14 protein-coding genes are annotated in these 14,710 nt (G+C 68.0%); 7 read left to right on the top strand and 7 right to left on the bottom strand.

Annotated features, from left to right (window positions below):
- The first annotated feature begins 1 nt into the window (after position 1).
- Positions 2 to 1,528, top strand: a complete 1,527-nt coding sequence (locus AC3WOS_RS14820) for an efflux transporter outer membrane subunit (protein WP_492716786.1) — start codon at positions 2 to 4, stop codon at positions 1,526 to 1,528.
- A 22-nt stretch (positions 1,529 to 1,550) separates the two neighbouring features.
- Positions 1,551 to 2,705, top strand: a complete 1,155-nt coding sequence (locus AC3WOS_RS14825) for an HlyD family secretion protein (RefSeq protein WP_492716787.1) — start codon at positions 1,551 to 1,553, stop codon at positions 2,703 to 2,705.
- An 88-nt stretch (positions 2,706 to 2,793) separates the two neighbouring features.
- Here the strand turns inward: AC3WOS_RS14825 and AC3WOS_RS14830 are convergent, their stop codons facing one another.
- A complete protein-coding gene (locus tag AC3WOS_RS14830) occupies positions 2,794 to 4,374 on the bottom strand; it encodes a hypothetical protein (protein WP_492716788.1) in 1,581 nt (526 codons plus the stop codon).
- A 237-nt stretch (positions 4,375 to 4,611) separates the two neighbouring features.
- Positions 4,612 to 5,106 (bottom strand): Lrp/AsnC ligand binding domain-containing protein, encoded by a 495-nt coding sequence (locus AC3WOS_RS14835; RefSeq protein WP_182157284.1) that lies wholly within the window; start codon positions 5,104 to 5,106, stop codon positions 4,612 to 4,614.
- 104 nt (positions 5,107 to 5,210) lie between these two features.
- Here AC3WOS_RS14835 and AC3WOS_RS14840 point away from each other — a divergent pair, with 104 nt between their 5' ends.
- Together AC3WOS_RS14840 and AC3WOS_RS14845 are read left to right on the top strand one after the other, a co-directional pair.
- On the top strand, positions 5,211 to 6,500 hold the full coding sequence (locus AC3WOS_RS14840; RefSeq protein WP_492716789.1) for a D-amino acid dehydrogenase: 1,290 nt from the start codon (positions 5,211 to 5,213) through the stop codon (positions 6,498 to 6,500).
- Positions 6,501 to 6,598: 98 nt separating this feature from the next.
- On the top strand, positions 6,599 to 7,438 hold the full coding sequence (locus AC3WOS_RS14845) for an HDOD domain-containing protein (RefSeq protein ID WP_492716790.1): 840 nt from the start codon (positions 6,599 to 6,601) through the stop codon (positions 7,436 to 7,438).
- A gap of 52 nt (positions 7,439 to 7,490) precedes the next feature.
- Here AC3WOS_RS14845 and AC3WOS_RS14850 read toward each other — a convergent pair whose 3' ends face one another.
- Genes AC3WOS_RS14850 through AC3WOS_RS14865 form a run of 4 tightly spaced genes read right to left on the bottom strand, consistent with a single transcriptional unit; the run spans position 7,491 to position 11,262 of the window.
- The gene (locus AC3WOS_RS14850) at positions 7,491 to 8,405 is read right to left on the bottom strand and encodes a substrate-binding periplasmic protein (protein ID WP_492716791.1); all 915 of its coding nucleotides are present in this window, start codon (positions 8,403 to 8,405) and stop codon (positions 7,491 to 7,493) included.
- Positions 8,406 to 8,415: 10 nt separating this feature from the next.
- Complete coding sequence (locus tag AC3WOS_RS14855; RefSeq protein WP_492716792.1) at positions 8,416 to 9,003, bottom strand: cysteine dioxygenase family protein; 588 nt, start codon at positions 9,001 to 9,003, stop codon at positions 8,416 to 8,418.
- 55 nt (positions 9,004 to 9,058) lie between these two features.
- A complete protein-coding gene (locus tag AC3WOS_RS14860) occupies positions 9,059 to 10,351 on the bottom strand; it encodes a YncE family protein (RefSeq protein WP_492716793.1) in 1,293 nt (430 codons plus the stop codon).
- Positions 10,352 to 10,383: 32 nt separating this feature from the next.
- Positions 10,384 to 11,262, bottom strand: coding sequence for a creatininase family protein (locus tag AC3WOS_RS14865; RefSeq protein WP_492716794.1), 879 nt, complete (start codon positions 11,260 to 11,262; stop codon positions 10,384 to 10,386).
- A 469-nt stretch (positions 11,263 to 11,731) separates the two neighbouring features.
- Here AC3WOS_RS14865 and AC3WOS_RS14870 point away from each other — a divergent pair, with 469 nt between their 5' ends.
- The 3 genes from AC3WOS_RS14870 (at position 11,732) to AC3WOS_RS14880 (ending at position 13,751) form a co-directional block, all read left to right on the top strand.
- Positions 11,732 to 11,962 (top strand): hypothetical protein, encoded by a 231-nt coding sequence (locus tag AC3WOS_RS14870; RefSeq protein ID WP_492716795.1) that lies wholly within the window; start codon positions 11,732 to 11,734, stop codon positions 11,960 to 11,962.
- 52 nt (positions 11,963 to 12,014) lie between these two features.
- Positions 12,015 to 12,311 (top strand): rhomboid family intramembrane serine protease, encoded by a 297-nt coding sequence (locus tag AC3WOS_RS14875; protein WP_492716796.1) that lies wholly within the window; start codon positions 12,015 to 12,017, stop codon positions 12,309 to 12,311.
- A 99-nt stretch (positions 12,312 to 12,410) separates the two neighbouring features.
- Positions 12,411 to 13,751, top strand: coding sequence for an erythromycin esterase family protein (locus AC3WOS_RS14880; protein WP_492716797.1), 1,341 nt, complete (start codon positions 12,411 to 12,413; stop codon positions 13,749 to 13,751).
- Positions 13,752 to 13,759: 8 nt separating this feature from the next.
- Here the strand turns inward: AC3WOS_RS14880 and phbB are convergent, their stop codons facing one another.
- Positions 13,760 to 14,482, bottom strand: coding sequence for an acetoacetyl-CoA reductase (gene phbB, locus AC3WOS_RS14885; RefSeq protein ID WP_492716798.1), 723 nt, complete (start codon positions 14,480 to 14,482; stop codon positions 13,760 to 13,762).
- Between the last annotated feature and the right edge of the window lie 228 nt (positions 14,483 to 14,710).

A 14,710-nucleotide genomic window follows, 5' to 3' on the forward strand; every position in this document is an offset into this window, starting at 1 on the left:
AATGCTTCATCCCTCCCGCACTGTCTCGGCCGGCGCCGCTGCCGCGGGCAGCGCCCGCGCCCTCGCCCGTGCTGCCGTTGGCGCTTCTGCCGGTACTCATGCCGCGGCCGTGCGCCCGGCGCTGGCCGCGCTGCTGGTGCTGACCGTGGCCGGCTGCGCCCACATCCCGCAAGACCTGGCGCCACTGCCCCAGCGCGACGTGGCCGGCGCCAGCCTGGCGGCCGACATCCGCCTCGCGCACGAAGGCTGGCCCGCCGCCCGCTGGTGGACCGGCTACGGCGACACCCAGCTCGACGCCCTGATGGCGCAGGCGCTGGCCTCCGCCCCCAGCCTGGAAGTGGCGGCCGCCCACATCGGCAGTGCGCGCGCCGCGCTCGAGAGCAGCAGCGCGCAACTGGGCGTGGACGTGGATGGCTACGCCAACGTCAACCGCCAGCGCTATTCCGGCACCGGCCTGTTCCCCGCCCCCATCGGCGGCAACTACTTCACGGAAGAGAACCTGCGGCTGGAAGCGCGCTACCACTTCGACTGGTGGGGCAAGAACCGCGCGCAGATCGCCGCCGCCGTCGGTGAATTGAACGCGGGCCGCGCCAGCTACGCCCAGGCCGAACAGGCGCTGGCCGCCGCCATCGCGCAAGCCTATTTCCGCCTGCAAGGGACATGGGCGCGGCTGGCCAACACGGATAGCCAGACCGCCGTCCAGGCGGAACTGGTGCAGGACCAGGCCAGGCGCATGGCGCGCGGCCTGGCCGCGAACGACACGGCGCGCACGGCCGAGGCGGAACTGGCCCAGCTCAAAAAACAGCAGGCCCTGTTGCGCGCCGACGCCGGCGCCGCGCGCGAAGCGCTGCGCGCCCTGCTCGGTGCCGACGCCGGCGCGCTGACCGGTCTGCAACCGCGCCCGATCACTGCCGCGCCGCACGCCGCGCCCGCCCATCTGGGCATGGAACTGCTGGCGCGCCGCCCCGATCTGCAGGCGGCCCGCTGGCAGGTGCAATCGGCCCTGAGCCAGACTGAAGCGGTACAGGCATCCTTCTACCCCGACATCAACCTGGGCGCATCGGTCGGTCTCAACTCCATCTCCTTCGACCAGCTGCTGCAAGCGGCCAGCCGCACGCTGTACGTGGCGCCCACGCTGACCCTGCCCCTGTTCGACAGCAAACGCCTGAACGCCCAGCTGGCAGGCGCGCGCAGCCAGCGCAACGAAAAAATCGCCGCCTACAACCAGGCCGTGGTGCAAGCCGTGCGTGACGTGGCACAGGACAGCCTCGCGCTGCAAGGCACGGAACAGCAACTGGCGCGCCAGGCCGAAGCGACGGCGGCGGCCAACGCCCAGCTGCAAAGCATGCGCGCCCGCGCCGCGCACGGCCTGGCCGACCGCCGCAGCGAACTGACGGCGCAGCTGGCCCTGCTGCGCCAGCAGGACAGCGCATTGGCCCTGCAGCAGGCCCAGTTGCAGGCCGAAGTGGCCCTCACCCAGGCCCTGGGCGGCGGCTACCGCAACGACGCCGCATCCACCACCCACTGATACGCACCGACACGGAATACAGATGAGCACCGAAAACAACAACACCCACAACGACGGCCGGCGCAAGCGCGTACTGCTGGCCATTAGCGCCGTCTTCCTGCTGGCCGGCGCGGCCTATGCGGCCTACTACGCACTGGTGGGATCGAAGGAACAGGAGACGGACAACGCCTATGTGGGGGGCAACCTCGTCACCTTGTCGTCGCAAGTGGCCGGCAACGTGCAGGAAATCCGCGCCGACGACACCCAGCTGGTGCAGGCGGGCAGCCCTATCGTCCAGCTGGACGCGGCCGACGCCGACGTCGCCCTGAACCAGGCCGAAGCCCGCCTGGGCGCCACCGTACGCCAGCAACGCCAGCGCTATGCCGACGTGGCCCAGTACGACGCCGCCATCGCCCAGCGCCGCCTGGCCCTGCGCAACGCGGAAGACGACCTGGCCCGCCGCAAGCCGCTGGCGGCCGACCACACCGTCTCCGGCGAAGACGTGGAACACGCGCGCCAGGCCGTGGACAATGCCCGCGCCGCCCTCGCCGTGGCCGAGCGCCAGGCCGATGCCGCCCAGGCCGGCGTGGCCGGCGTCGCGCTGGCCCAGCACCCGGCCGTGCAGGCGGCCAAGGCCGACTATGCCCAGGCCTGGCTGGCCGCCCGCCGCAACGCCATCCTGGCGCCGGTGACGGGCTATGTCGCCAAGCGCAGCGTGCAAGTGGGCGCCCATGTGGCGGCGGGCACGCCGCTGCTGTCCATCGTCCCGCTGGACCAGCTGTGGGTGGACGCCAACTACAAAGAATCGGAATTGCGCCACATCCGCATCGGCCAGCCGGCCACGGTCACGGCCGACATGTACGGCAGCAAAGTGCGCTACCACGGCAAGGTACTGGGGCTGTCGGCCGGCACCGGCAGCGCGTTCTCGCTGCTGCCGGCGCAGAACGCCAGCGGCAACTGGATCAAGGTCGTGCAGCGGGTACCGGTACGTATCGCCCTCGACCCGAACGAACTGGCGCGGCACCCATTGCGGGTCGGCCTGTCGACGACGGTGGTGATCGACATCAGCAACACGGACGGCCCCATGCTGGGCAGCGCAACGGCCGCCGCCCCCGTGTACGCCACGCGCGCGCTGGCCCAGCCCCTGGCCCAAGCGGCCAGCGCCGCCGACGCCATCATCGCCCGCAACTTGAAATAACTGAAAAAAAATGGGGACGTACCCCTTTTTCACCATTTGCTGAAGATGGTGAAAAAGGGGTACGTCCCCATTTTTTTCCTGCTATTTTTCAGGCGGGTTTGGCGAGCTCGGCGTCGAGCTGGTGGATGGCCGACTGGGCTTGGGCGATGGCGCGGTCGGCTATGCGCAGCCGCATGCCCGACACCCGGCTGGCCGCTTCCGCTTCCAGCAGCGCGGGCGTGAGCAGCTGCAGCGCCGATTCGTGGAAGCCGTCCGCCACCAGGTCCAGTTGCGCATTGAACGATAGTTCCGCTTCGCGCAGCTGCTTGCGCAATTCCGCTTCGAACGCGCTGCGCTTGTCGCGTATCTCCATCTTCTTGCGCTTGCCGCCGTCGCTGAACCATTTGATGGCGCCCGCCAGCAGCACGGCGCCGCCCACGAACGGCGCCACCGGTACCAGCACCGGCAGCACCACGCCCGCGCCAAACAGGTAGGCGGCCGTGCCCGTGCCGGCCGCCGCCACAGCGCCGCTCACCAGCGTCACGTTGGCCGCCGTGTCGACTCCGTTCGCGATCCGCGTGCCCAGCCGTAACCGCGGCATCAGGCGCGCCAGCGCCGAGTGGTGCTGACGCTGGAACACGGTGGACTGGCTCAGCCGCATGGCCGACTGGAACAGCCGCAAATCCTCCTGCAGCAAATGCAGCGCCTGCTCCTTGCGCCGCACGATGCGGTCCAGCCGCCGCTCCATCTCCTGCCCATACTGGTTACGCGCGATGTGCTCCCACACTTCTTCATCCTTCCACTGCTCCGCGTGCAGGCGCTCGGCGATGGCCAGCTCGATGGCGTTGCCGGCATCATGCACGGCGTCGTCGATCTCCTCGAGCAGCAGCGCCCGTTCGTGGGCGATACGCGCGTCGATCAGCGTGAGCCGCTGCACCACCTGCTGGCGCATCTCCTGCGCGGCCGCGGCCACGGCGGCGGCGCCGGCCTCGCCGGCCGACATGGATTCTGCATGCTCCATATACGATGCGATGTCCTGGCTGATGGCGCGCGTGGCCGCGCCCACCTGCTCGCGCAGCGCGTCCAGCCCGATCCGGCCGGACTGGTAGTCGCGCGCCTGTTCGACCAGGGCCGGCTGCCCCGTGCTGCGGCCAAAGTCGGCCACGGCGTCGGCCAGGCCACGGCCCTTGAGCAGCTTGCGCGCCTGGTCGCCCAGGCTGGCCAGCAGGCCGCGCTCCTCTTCCGGCGGCAGCGTCTCGAGTTCATCGGCGGTGGGCTTGACGCCCAGCGCCTTGGCCAGCCGCAGCGCCAGCGGCCGGGCGTTCGTGCCCAGCAGCGCCAATAGGGGCATGGCCATGGAAAAGGCGGCGTCGCGCGCCGGTTGCGGGGTGCCGGCGCCGCTGCGCGCCAGCGCCGAGTAGGCCCAGTCCACGCTGACGCCCGATTCGATGGCGTTCAGCACGAGGGCGGTGAAGACGGCCGAGGATTTGCCTTCGCCGGCAATGTCGGTGACGGCGGCAAATTGCGCCAGTGTGACGGCGCCATCGGCGGCGGCAATGGCGCCCAGCGTGCGCGCATAGGCGGAGCTGAAGCTCTGGTCGGACGACAGGTGCTCGTCCAGCGTGCGCACGGCGACGATGTGCTCGTGGTGGGATTCGGCGCCGGGGGCGCCATCATGCGTGCTGTTCACGGCTGCTCCATTCGATAACGGGTGCCATGCCGCGATTCTACCTGAAGCGCGGCCTGCCGTGCCGCCGCCTGCCGTGTTTAAAACCGCCCGGCCTGGACCGCCGCCCGGCTCCGCACCGGCCATCCGCACAGGCCATCCGCGTTGGCACGCCCGCGCCGGTGTGCCCACGCCGGTATGCCTACGCCGGTGTGCCCGCGCCGGTACGCCCAGGCCGGTATGCCCACGCCGGTATGCCCGCTACTGCGGCACTTCCGTCGACAGCACCAGCGTCTCCTTGATCTCTTCCATCACGACATAGCTTTTCGACTGCGCCGCGCCGGGCAGCTGCAGCAGCATCTCGCCCAGCAGCTTGCGGTACTCGGCCATTTCATGGATGCGGGCCTTGATCAGGTAATCGAAATCGCCCGACACCAGGTGGCACTCCTGCACTTCCGGGATGCGCAGCACTTCGCGCCGGAACTGCTCGAACACGGAGGCCGACTTCTGGTTGAGCGTGATCTCGACGAACACCAGCAGCTTGGCCCCCAGCGCCGGCGGCGAGATGCGCGCATGGTAGCCGGTGATCACGCCGTCGCGCTCCATGCGCTTGACGCGCTCGATGGCCGGCGTGATCGACAAGCCCACCTGCTCGCTCAAATCCTTCATCGAGATGCGGCCATCGTCCTGCAGGATGCGCAATATCTTGCGGTCAAGCTTGTCCAGGCTGCGGACGGATTCTTTCTGGGTTCGCATGATTTTCCACCAAATTTCTATCGTTATATAGTAACAATTACTAGAAGAACGACACTATCATAGCAATATATCTGGCGCAATCCAATAATCAAGGGGACATGTAGATGAAAGTCGTTATTCTGGGCAGTGGTGTGATCGGCGTGACCAGCGCCTACTATCTGGCGCAGGCCGGCCACGACGTCACGGTACTCGACCGCCAGCCCGGCCCCGCGCTGGAAACCAGTTTCGCCAACGCCGGGCAGATCTCGCCCGGCTACGCGTCCCCCTGGGCCGCGCCCGGCATCCCCCTGAAGGCCATGAAATGGATGGTGCAGCGCCACGCGCCGCTGTCCATCACGCCCGACGGCACCAAGTTCCAGCTGCAATGGATGTGGCAGATGCTGCGCAACTGCACGCCCGAGCGCTACGCCGTCAACAAGGAACGCATGGTGCGCCTGGCCGAATACAGCCGCGATTGCTTCAAGACCCTGCGCGCGGCTACCGGCATCGAATACGAAGGCCGCCAGCAAGGCACTACCCAGCTGTTCCGCACCCAGAAGCAGCTCGACGATGCGGCCAAGGATATCCGCGTGCTGCAAGAGACGGGCGTGCCGTTCCAGCTGCTCGACCGCGACCAGCTGGTGGGCGCCGAACCGGGCCTGGCCACCTCGCGCCACAAGCTGGTGGGCGGCCTGCGCCTGCCCAACGACGAGACGGGCGACTGCCAGCTGTTTACCACCCGCCTGACGGCCATGGCCGAACAGCTGGGCGTCAAGTTCCGCTACAACGTCGACATCACGGGCCTGACCGTGGCCGGCGGCGCCATCTCCGGCGTGCAATGCGGCGCCGACATGGTGCGGGCCGACTCCTACGTGGTGGCGCTGGGCGCCTATTCGACCACGCTGCTCAGGAACCTGGTCGACATTCCCGTCTACCCGCTCAAGGGCTATTCCATCACGGTGCCCATCGTCGACGGCGCCGCCGCGCCCACCTCGACCATCCTGGACGAGACCTACAAGATCGCCGTCACCCGCTTCGACGACCGTATCCGCGTGGGCGGCATGGCCGAAATCGCCGGCTACAACCTGGACCTCAACCCGCGCCGCCGCGAAACGCTGGAAATGGTGGTCAACGACCTGTTCCCCGGCGCCGGCGACACGGCCGCCGCCACCTTCTGGACAGGCCTGCGCCCCATGACGCCGGACGGCACGCCCGTCGTCGGCCGCACCGGCGTGCGCAACCTGTTCGTCAACACGGGCCATGGCACGCTGGGCTGGACCATGTCCTGCGGCTCGGCCCAGCTGCTGTCGGACATCATCTCCTCGCGCCGCCCGGCCATCCGCGCCGACGACCTGTCCGTGGGCCGCTACAGCCGCCAGGACGGGGCGCGCCGGCCCGAGCTGGTCAACGCCTGAGCGTAACCGGCGGCGTTCCGGCCGTCCCGTTGCGCACGCGGGCGGCCTGAACGCATCATTGCGTTGAGATTGCGCGCCAGCGTGCGTATAATTTCGACATGAATAAACTGGAAGCATTCGGGCACATCGCAGCCCAGGCCATTCGTGGCGAACTGGTATTCCCCACCAGCGTCAACGCGGCGCTCCGCGTACAACTGGCGCTGGACGATCCGGAGTGTCCGATCGACCAAGCCATCAGCCTGGTGCTGGCCGAGCCCATCCTGGCCGCCCGTACGGTGGCCATCGCCAATTCCGCCATGTTCAACCGCAGCGGCGCGCCGGCCATCACCAACGTGCGCGGCGCCATCATCCGCATCGGCTACCACAACCTGTTCGCGCTGGCCGCCGCCATGGTGGTGCGCCAGTTCGGCAGCAAGATCACCGATCCGGACGTGCGCGCCAAGGCCGAGCAGCTGTGGGACCACACCATCCACGTGGCCGCGCTGGCCCGCATCATCGCGCGCCAGGTCACGGGGGTCAATCCCGACACGGCCCTGTTCGCGGCCATCGTGCACGAGGTGGGCGGCTTCTACCTGCTGTCGCGGGCCGACGAGTTCCCCGGCCTGCTGGAGGAAGACCCCGACAACTGGCAGCCGGCCAGCGAGGAAATCATCACGCGCGAAGTGATGAACAAGCTGAGCATCCCGGAGCCGGTGGCCGAAGCCATCGAAGGCTTGCGCGACGGCTTCCTCTCCATCCCGCCCGACAACCTGCTCGACACCCTGCTGCTGGCCAACCACCTGTCGCCGGTGCCGTCGCCGCTGGCCGGTCCGCAGCGCGAACTGCCGCCCCATACGGATTCGGCGGTCGACCTGTTCATCGATGAGGACAGGCTCAAGTCCATGCTGGAAGAATCGGAAATCGATGCTGCCGCCATGAGCGCCGCCCTGCTGGTCTGAAGCGCAGCCGCCGGCGCCGGCAGCCCGGCCCCGCCTCGGCCGCGGTCGGCCGCTAGCGCTGCGAACGGGCGCCCGCCTTGGGGCGGCGCCCGTCGTCCGGCATGATCCATAACTCCCGGTGTTCCAGCGGCAGGCCGTCCGGCAGCAGCGGGTTGGCCAGTTCGATCACGCGCCGCTGGTCCAGCCTGGCCTGGCGCAAGGCGGCCCCGAAGTGCTGGTTGAACAGGCGCTCGAAGGAACCGTCCGCGATGGCCTCCTCCAGCCCCCGCTTGACGGCGTCGGCCAGCTGCGGATTGCGGCGGCTGACGAAGTAGTAGAACGCCGTCGGGTAATGGATGACGATGTAGGGATCGATGGCCAGCCCCGGATGGGCCGCCGCCTCCGGCCCGATCTCGACCACGGCGCGCGGAAAATAGTCGATGCGCCCCACCCCCAGCATGCTGAACAAGGCCTCGTAGCTGGAATTGGCCGACACCTGGATGCCGTTGCCGCGCAGGATGCCCGTGTCCGGCCAGTCGTGTCCCTGGCCGCAGCGCAGCTGCTTGAGTCCGTCCAGGTCCTGCACCTCGGCGAACAGATCCTTGTGGTCACCCCGCACGAGGGGGATGCGCCAGCCGTACAGCCCCTTGTCGATGGGGATGCGGATGGCCAGCATCCTGGCCTCGCGCTCCTGGCTGGTCATGGTGGCGATGATGTCCACCCCGCCGTTGCCCTTGGCGATTTCCAGCAGCACGCGGTCCTGCGTCATGACCACCGGGGCGAACTTCAGCTCGTAGGCGGTGCCCGCCTTTTCCAGCGCCATGCGCAGCAGCGCGATCGGGTAATCGTTGCGCGGGTCCTTCTCCTGCAAGGGGCGGGGCATGACGACCGTGGCGGCCAGCGCCTGCGCGGCGGCGGCGGCGCACAGCCCGGCGCCGAGCCAGCGCAGCAGGCGCCGCAACACGACAGGCTGGTCGCGGGTTCGCATGGACGCGCCCTCAGGCCGGGTCGGAATAGCCGGAGCGGAACGGTTTGGCCGTGCCGTCCGGTGCGAACACGGAGCGGTCCACGGCGCCAATGTCGGCGCCATACACGTGGATGCTGATGGAGACCTGGTCCTGGTGCGCATTACACACCTGGTGGATGTCGCCCAGCGTGGGCGAGACGGCCGTCACGGCGCCCGGCTCCAGCCTCTGTGGCGGCCCGCAAGGGACCAGCGTGCCGTCGGCGGCGAAGGCGAAATCCTGCGCCGTCTCGGCCCCGCGCAGCATGCCGACCAGGCCCCATACCGTGTGGTTGTGGACCGGCGTATGCTGCCCCGGGCCCCACACGAAACTGACGATGGAAAAGCGCGCGGCCGGATCGCGGTACAGCAGGTACTGGCGGTAGTACTGCGGGTCGGGCCGGGCCTGGGCCGGCGGCAGCCAGTCGTCCGTCGCCACCAGCGCGGCCAGCAGGGCGCCGCCCTGCCGTACGAAATCGTGCTCGCTGGCGCCGCCGTCGGCCAGTGCCGTCAGGCCATCGGCACAGCGCCGCAGCGGCGCCGGCAGGTCGGTCTGTTCACATGATGGCATTGTCGCTTGCATGTCCCTTCCCTCCCGTATCGACCGGCCCATGCCGGTGGCGGCGGCGTCACACCACTTAGCGCAGGTTACCCGTATGGCCCAGCGAATAGCGGCCCGGCAGCGGCCACACGGTCAGGCCGTGCGGCTCCTGGCCCACCTTGATCTTGGCCACGGCGCCCGTCGCCGTATCGATACGGTACACCACATCGTCATAACGGCCCGATAACCACAACGATTTGCCGTCCACGCTGACGTTGCCCATGTCCGGGCTGCCGCCGCCGGGGATGGGCCACTGGGCGGTGATCTTGCCGCTGGCGAAATCGAGCACCGTCACGCTGCCCTTGCCGTTGCGCGGGCCGTGGATGCGGTGCGAACCGCGGTTGGCCACATACAGGCTCTTGCCGTCGCGGCTAGGATACAGGCCGTGCGCGGCCACGCCGGTGGCCACGAAGCCCGTTTCCTTGAACGTGGCGCCGTCCACCACGTGCACGCCGTCGGCCTCCATGTCGGCCACGTAGAAGCGCTTGCCGTCCGGCGAAATGCGTATGTCCTGCGGCATGCCCTTCTTCGAGCTGCAGATTTCCGTCGCGCCGGGACCGGCCAGGGTGGGCACGTCCTTGTAGCGGGTGGCCGGCATGTTGAGCTTGAGGTAGCCCAGTACGGTGCGGTTGACCAGGTCGATCTTGACCAGGCTGCCTTCGAACTCGCAGGTAAACAGCGCGTAGCTGCCGTCCATCGAGAAGTCGGCGTGGTTGATGCCGCCGCACTTGGGCGTGGCGATCGAGTACTGCAGCGCCAGCGTGTGCGGATCGCGGAAGTCCAGGCGGTGCTTGGCTTCGGCCACCACGATGGCCGATTTACCGTCGGGCGAGAAGTACAGGTTGTAGGGATCGTCCACCTTGATCGCGCTGCCCGGCTTGCCCGTGCGCGGATCGATCGGGGTCAGGCTGCCGTCGTCGTAGCGTTCGGCATTGTTGGCCACCCACAGCGTGCGCAAGTCCCACGACGGCACGATGTGCTGCGGCGCGCGGCCCACCTTGAAGCGGTCCACCACCTTCATGGTGGCCGGGTCGATCACGCTGACGTCGTTCGAACGCAGGTTGGGCACGTAGATGCGCTCCAGGTCGCCCTTGACGGCGGCGCTCAGGTGGCTGGAGCCCGTTTCGCTGTACAGGTTGTTGGCGTCGACCACGGGCGGCATGCCGGCCACGGTGGCCGGCGCGGCCGGTGCCGGGGCGGCGGCCGGCGCCGCAGCGCCGCCCTGGGTGGCGGCATACACGCCGGCCGCACCGCCGATGGCGGCGATGGCCAGCGCGGCCAGGCCCAGGCGGGCGGAAATGCTTGCAGAGTGCTTGACGGGTAAGTGCATCCTAGGTTTCCTCGATAATGGAAGCGGTAAATTCAATGGGCCGGCGGCAGGCGCTTGATCGCCCCCACCGTGGCCTCGATAATCTGTTGTACGCCCAGCTGCCCCAGTTCGGCGCTGGCGCGGCGCGGATCGCCGGCCACGCCGTCGCCCGGCGTGGGCCCGTGGGCCAGCGCGGCGCCGCGCACCTGGGCCGGATCGAGCGCGAGGCTGAGCGAGACGTCGGCCAGCCCCGCATGGGCGCCGATTTCCGCGGCGCTGTAGCCGCGCTTGCGCAGCTGTGCGGCAAAGCCGTCCGACGCGGCCTGATAATACTCGGGCGGCGCATACACGCGGCAGCCGGCGTCGCCGGCCTGCGCCTTGTTCACGCGCTGGGCCACGCGCTCCAGGTTCTTCTGGTAGCCGCCATGGTCGCCCAGCAGTATTACCTTCTGCAAGCCGTGCTGGCACAAGCTGCGCGCGGCAGCGTCGAGCATGGCCTCGAACGCGCTGTCGGGAATGGAGATGGTGCCGGCAAAGCGCATATGGGCCGCCGGCGGCCGGATGCTGCCTTCCGGTACGTAACTGACCGTGGGCGCCACGACGGCATTGCCCAGGCGCTCGGCGATACGCCCGGCCAGTAGGTGGGCCCGGCCGTTATGCTTGCCCAGCACGATATAGGGACCGCTCTGCTCCGTGCCGCCCACGGGCACCAACGCGGTGGTGGTGCCGGCCGCGATCCGCTCGCGCAGTTCCGGCGACGTGAGCTCTTCCAGATAGACGCTGGCCGTTGCCGCCCGCACCGGCGCGCCCGCGCAGGCCAGCACGCACGCCAGCGCCGTGGCCGTGGCCGTGGCCGGACGGTGGAACAGCGGCAAAGTCGAAACGCGCGACGGCGGGAAGGATGGGCGGACGAGGTCGGTGATTGCAGGCATGACAGGATTATCGCTTGAAATGCCCAGAATCGAAATACCTGTTTAACCGTGTGGCAGGTCCGAACGCGCCAGCCCCCTCCCCGGGCCCGCGTGCGCGGCGCCCAGGCAAGCGGCGCCGGCGCTCCGCCGCCCGGTCCACTTTGGTGCATCGCCAACACAAACGTTGCATTTCCGTCGCATGTCCGCTTGCCTGCCGGCCATGCGCTGTTGCGTGGCGACACGCACCCATGCCGCACTTCACATCAGGTGTTGTCTGCACTTCGGCCACTAAGCCGATGAATCTAAAAGACTGTTTGCCGGCGACAAAAAACCTGCCAGTCACATGCATTTTTCGACCTTGATGGCCATCAAAGAATCGATGAATTTTTTTAGTGTCGCTTTCTATCGCGCCGCTATTTCCACGCGTGATGGGCGGTGATATTGTAAAGACGTCAGGCCGTTGATTTCTCACCTTAGCGAGCAGCCAGCCATGCATACGACATCCAGCACCACACTGCCCACACTGCAACAACTGTTACGCGAATGCCCACTGTCGGGCGCCGCGCCAGTGGAGATTCATGGCGCCCGTGCCCTCGGCTGCAGTCCCAACGACGACTTCCTGTTCCAGGGCTTTAAATATGTGCTCGACACCAACCGCGATGTGCTGGTGCGCGAAGACATACACCGCTGGATACTGGCCCGCCGCCGGACACTGAACTGAATCCCGCGCGTCCATCGTGCCCGCCTCTCCGACTGCAGGCGGCAGTCCGGTCTTGCGCACGCTGACACTGGCCACCTGCGCCGGCTTCGCGCTGGAGTTGGTCGGCGGCGACGCCGTGCCCGCCCTGTTCGCCCTGCTGCTGGCCTATGGCGTCTGTTTTCCACGCCGCATCATCATCCTGCTGATCCCGCCCATTCCCTTGCCCGCGTGGCTGGCCGTCATCCTGTATGCGGGAGTAGAATTGGTCATGGGTGTGAGTGGCACGGAAGCGAAAGTGGCCCACTTCGCCCACCTGGGCGGCATGTTGGGCGCATGGCTGGTGTTATGGCGCTGGCGTCGATCCCGCTGATGTTTTTCACAGTCACCTGATCTGCATCACATTCCCCTGCTGCGCGCGGCCGCCGACAGTCTTATTGTGAAAGCTGGGCTATGCCAGCGGGAGAAGATCATGAGCAACATCCAGGCCATCGCTTCATGCGCCCACGTCGTCAGCGGTGAAGAAGGCGATTACGACGGCTTGCTGGAACGGATAGGCGATGCCCGCATCGTGCTGCTGGGCGAATGCACCCACGGCACGCAAGAGTTCTACCACGAGCGCGCGCGCATTACGCAGCGCCTGATCAGCGAATGCAATTTCTCGGCCGTTGCCGTCGAGGCCGACTGGCCCGACGCCTACCGCGTGCACCGCTACCTGCGCGGCTGCAGCGACGACGCCGATGCGGAGAGCGCGCTGGCCGGCTTCAAGCGTTTCCCCACCTGGATGTGGCGCAACACGGAAATGGCCGACCTGGTGGACTGGCTGCGCGACTACAACAGCGCCCTGTTGCCCGACGCTCACCCGGTGGGCTTCTACGGGCTGGACCTGTACAGCCTGTTCGCCTCCGTCGATGCCGTGCTGCACTACCTGGAACAGGTCGATCCGGCCGCCGCCGAACGGGCCCGCCAGCGCTATGCCTGCTTCGACCGCTACCGCCACGACAGCCAGGATTACGGCTACGCCGCCGGCCTGGGCCTGACACCGTCATGCGAACTGGCCGTGCTGGCGCAGCTGCACGACATGCACCGCCAGGGCGCCAAGTACTTGCACCACGCGGGCGCCGAAGGCAGCGACGCTTTCTTTTATGCCCAGCAGAACGCCAGCCTGGTGGCCAACGCCGAACAGTACTACCGCATCATGTTCCAGGACCGGGTGGCGTCGTGGAACGTGCGCGACCGCCACATGACGATGACGCTGGAAGCGCTCGAGCATTACCTGTCGCACCGCAACGGCGAGGCGGCCCGCATCGTGGTCTGGGCCCACAACTCGCACCTGGGCGACGCGCGCGCCACGGACGCGGCCGATCACGGCCAGTGGAATGTGGGCCAGCTGGTGCGCCAGCTGTATGAAGGCCAGGTCTATGCGGTCGGCATGAGCACGTACGACGGCAACGTGACGGCCGCCTCCAGCTGGAACGGGCCATGGGAAACCATGCGCGTGCGGCCGGCCCATGCGGACAGCTATGAAACCCTGCTGCACCGTACCGGCATCGCACGCATGCTGCTGCCGCTGCGCGGCGAAGGCGGCGCTGCCCAGCTGCTGCCCCGGCAGGGCCTGCAGCGCGCCATCGGCGTAATCTACCAGCCGACCACGGAACTGCAGAGCCATTACTTGACGACCCACCTGGCCGACCAGTTCGACGCCATCCTGCACATCGACACCAGCCACGCGCTGACGCCGCTGGACGGACCGGAGGGCGGCCGCCAGGCGGAGCCGGGCGAAGCGCCGGAAACCTTCCCGGCCGGGGTGTAAGCAGTGGACTAGCCCAGGTATTGCCCGCCGTTCACATCCAGCGTGGCGCCCGTGATGAAGCCCGAACCCTCGTCGGCCAGGAAGGCGACGGCGCGGCCTATCTCGTCGGGCGTGCCCAGCCGTCCCACGGGGATGGCATCGACGATGGTGTGCAGCACATCGGGCGCCACCTTGGCCACCATGGACGTGTCGCAATAACCGGGCGCGATGGCGTTGACGGTGATGTGCTTGCGCGCGCACTCCAGCGCCAGCGCCTTGGTAAAGCCCAGGATGCCGGCCTTGGCCGCCGCGTAGTTGGTCTGGCCGATCTGGCCCTTCTCGCCGTTGATGGAGCTGATGTTGATGATGCGGCCGTACTGGCGCTCGCGCATGCCGTCCATCACATGACGCGTCATGTTGAACATGGAGCCCAGGTTGGTGTTGATGACGGCCCACCACTGCTCCGGCGACATCTTGTGCAGCACGGCGTCCTGGGTGATGCCGGCGTTGTTGACGAGAATGTCCACCGGCCCCAGTTCGCGCTCGATGCGCGCCACGCCCTCGCCGCAGGCCGCGTAGTCCGACACGTCCCAATGAAACACGGGGATGCCGCTGCTGGCGGAAAAGGTGCGCGCCGCTTCCTCGTTGTCGTGGTAGACGGCCGCCACGCGATGGCCCGCCGCCTTGAGGGCCAGCGAGATGGCCTGTCCCAGGCCGCGCGTGCCGCCGGTCACCAGTGCTGTTCTTTGCATCTCTATTCTCCTTGTGGTGGGCGCGTTGCCGCGCAGTAACAGGGTAATGACGATGACGCCGCCCGCCGGCATGCCGGCGGACTGAATTGCTATTCTGGACCTCTTGCAGCGCGCACGCTTGAAAACAACTGATACAGATCAGGGTGACGCGCAATCGCGCCCCGGCCGAGACGGACGGCCATGATGAGGCAGCGCCGGCCAGGCGGCCGCCGGACGGGCATGGGCGCC

The organism is Rugamonas sp. FW305-51 (genome assembly GCF_058786935.1).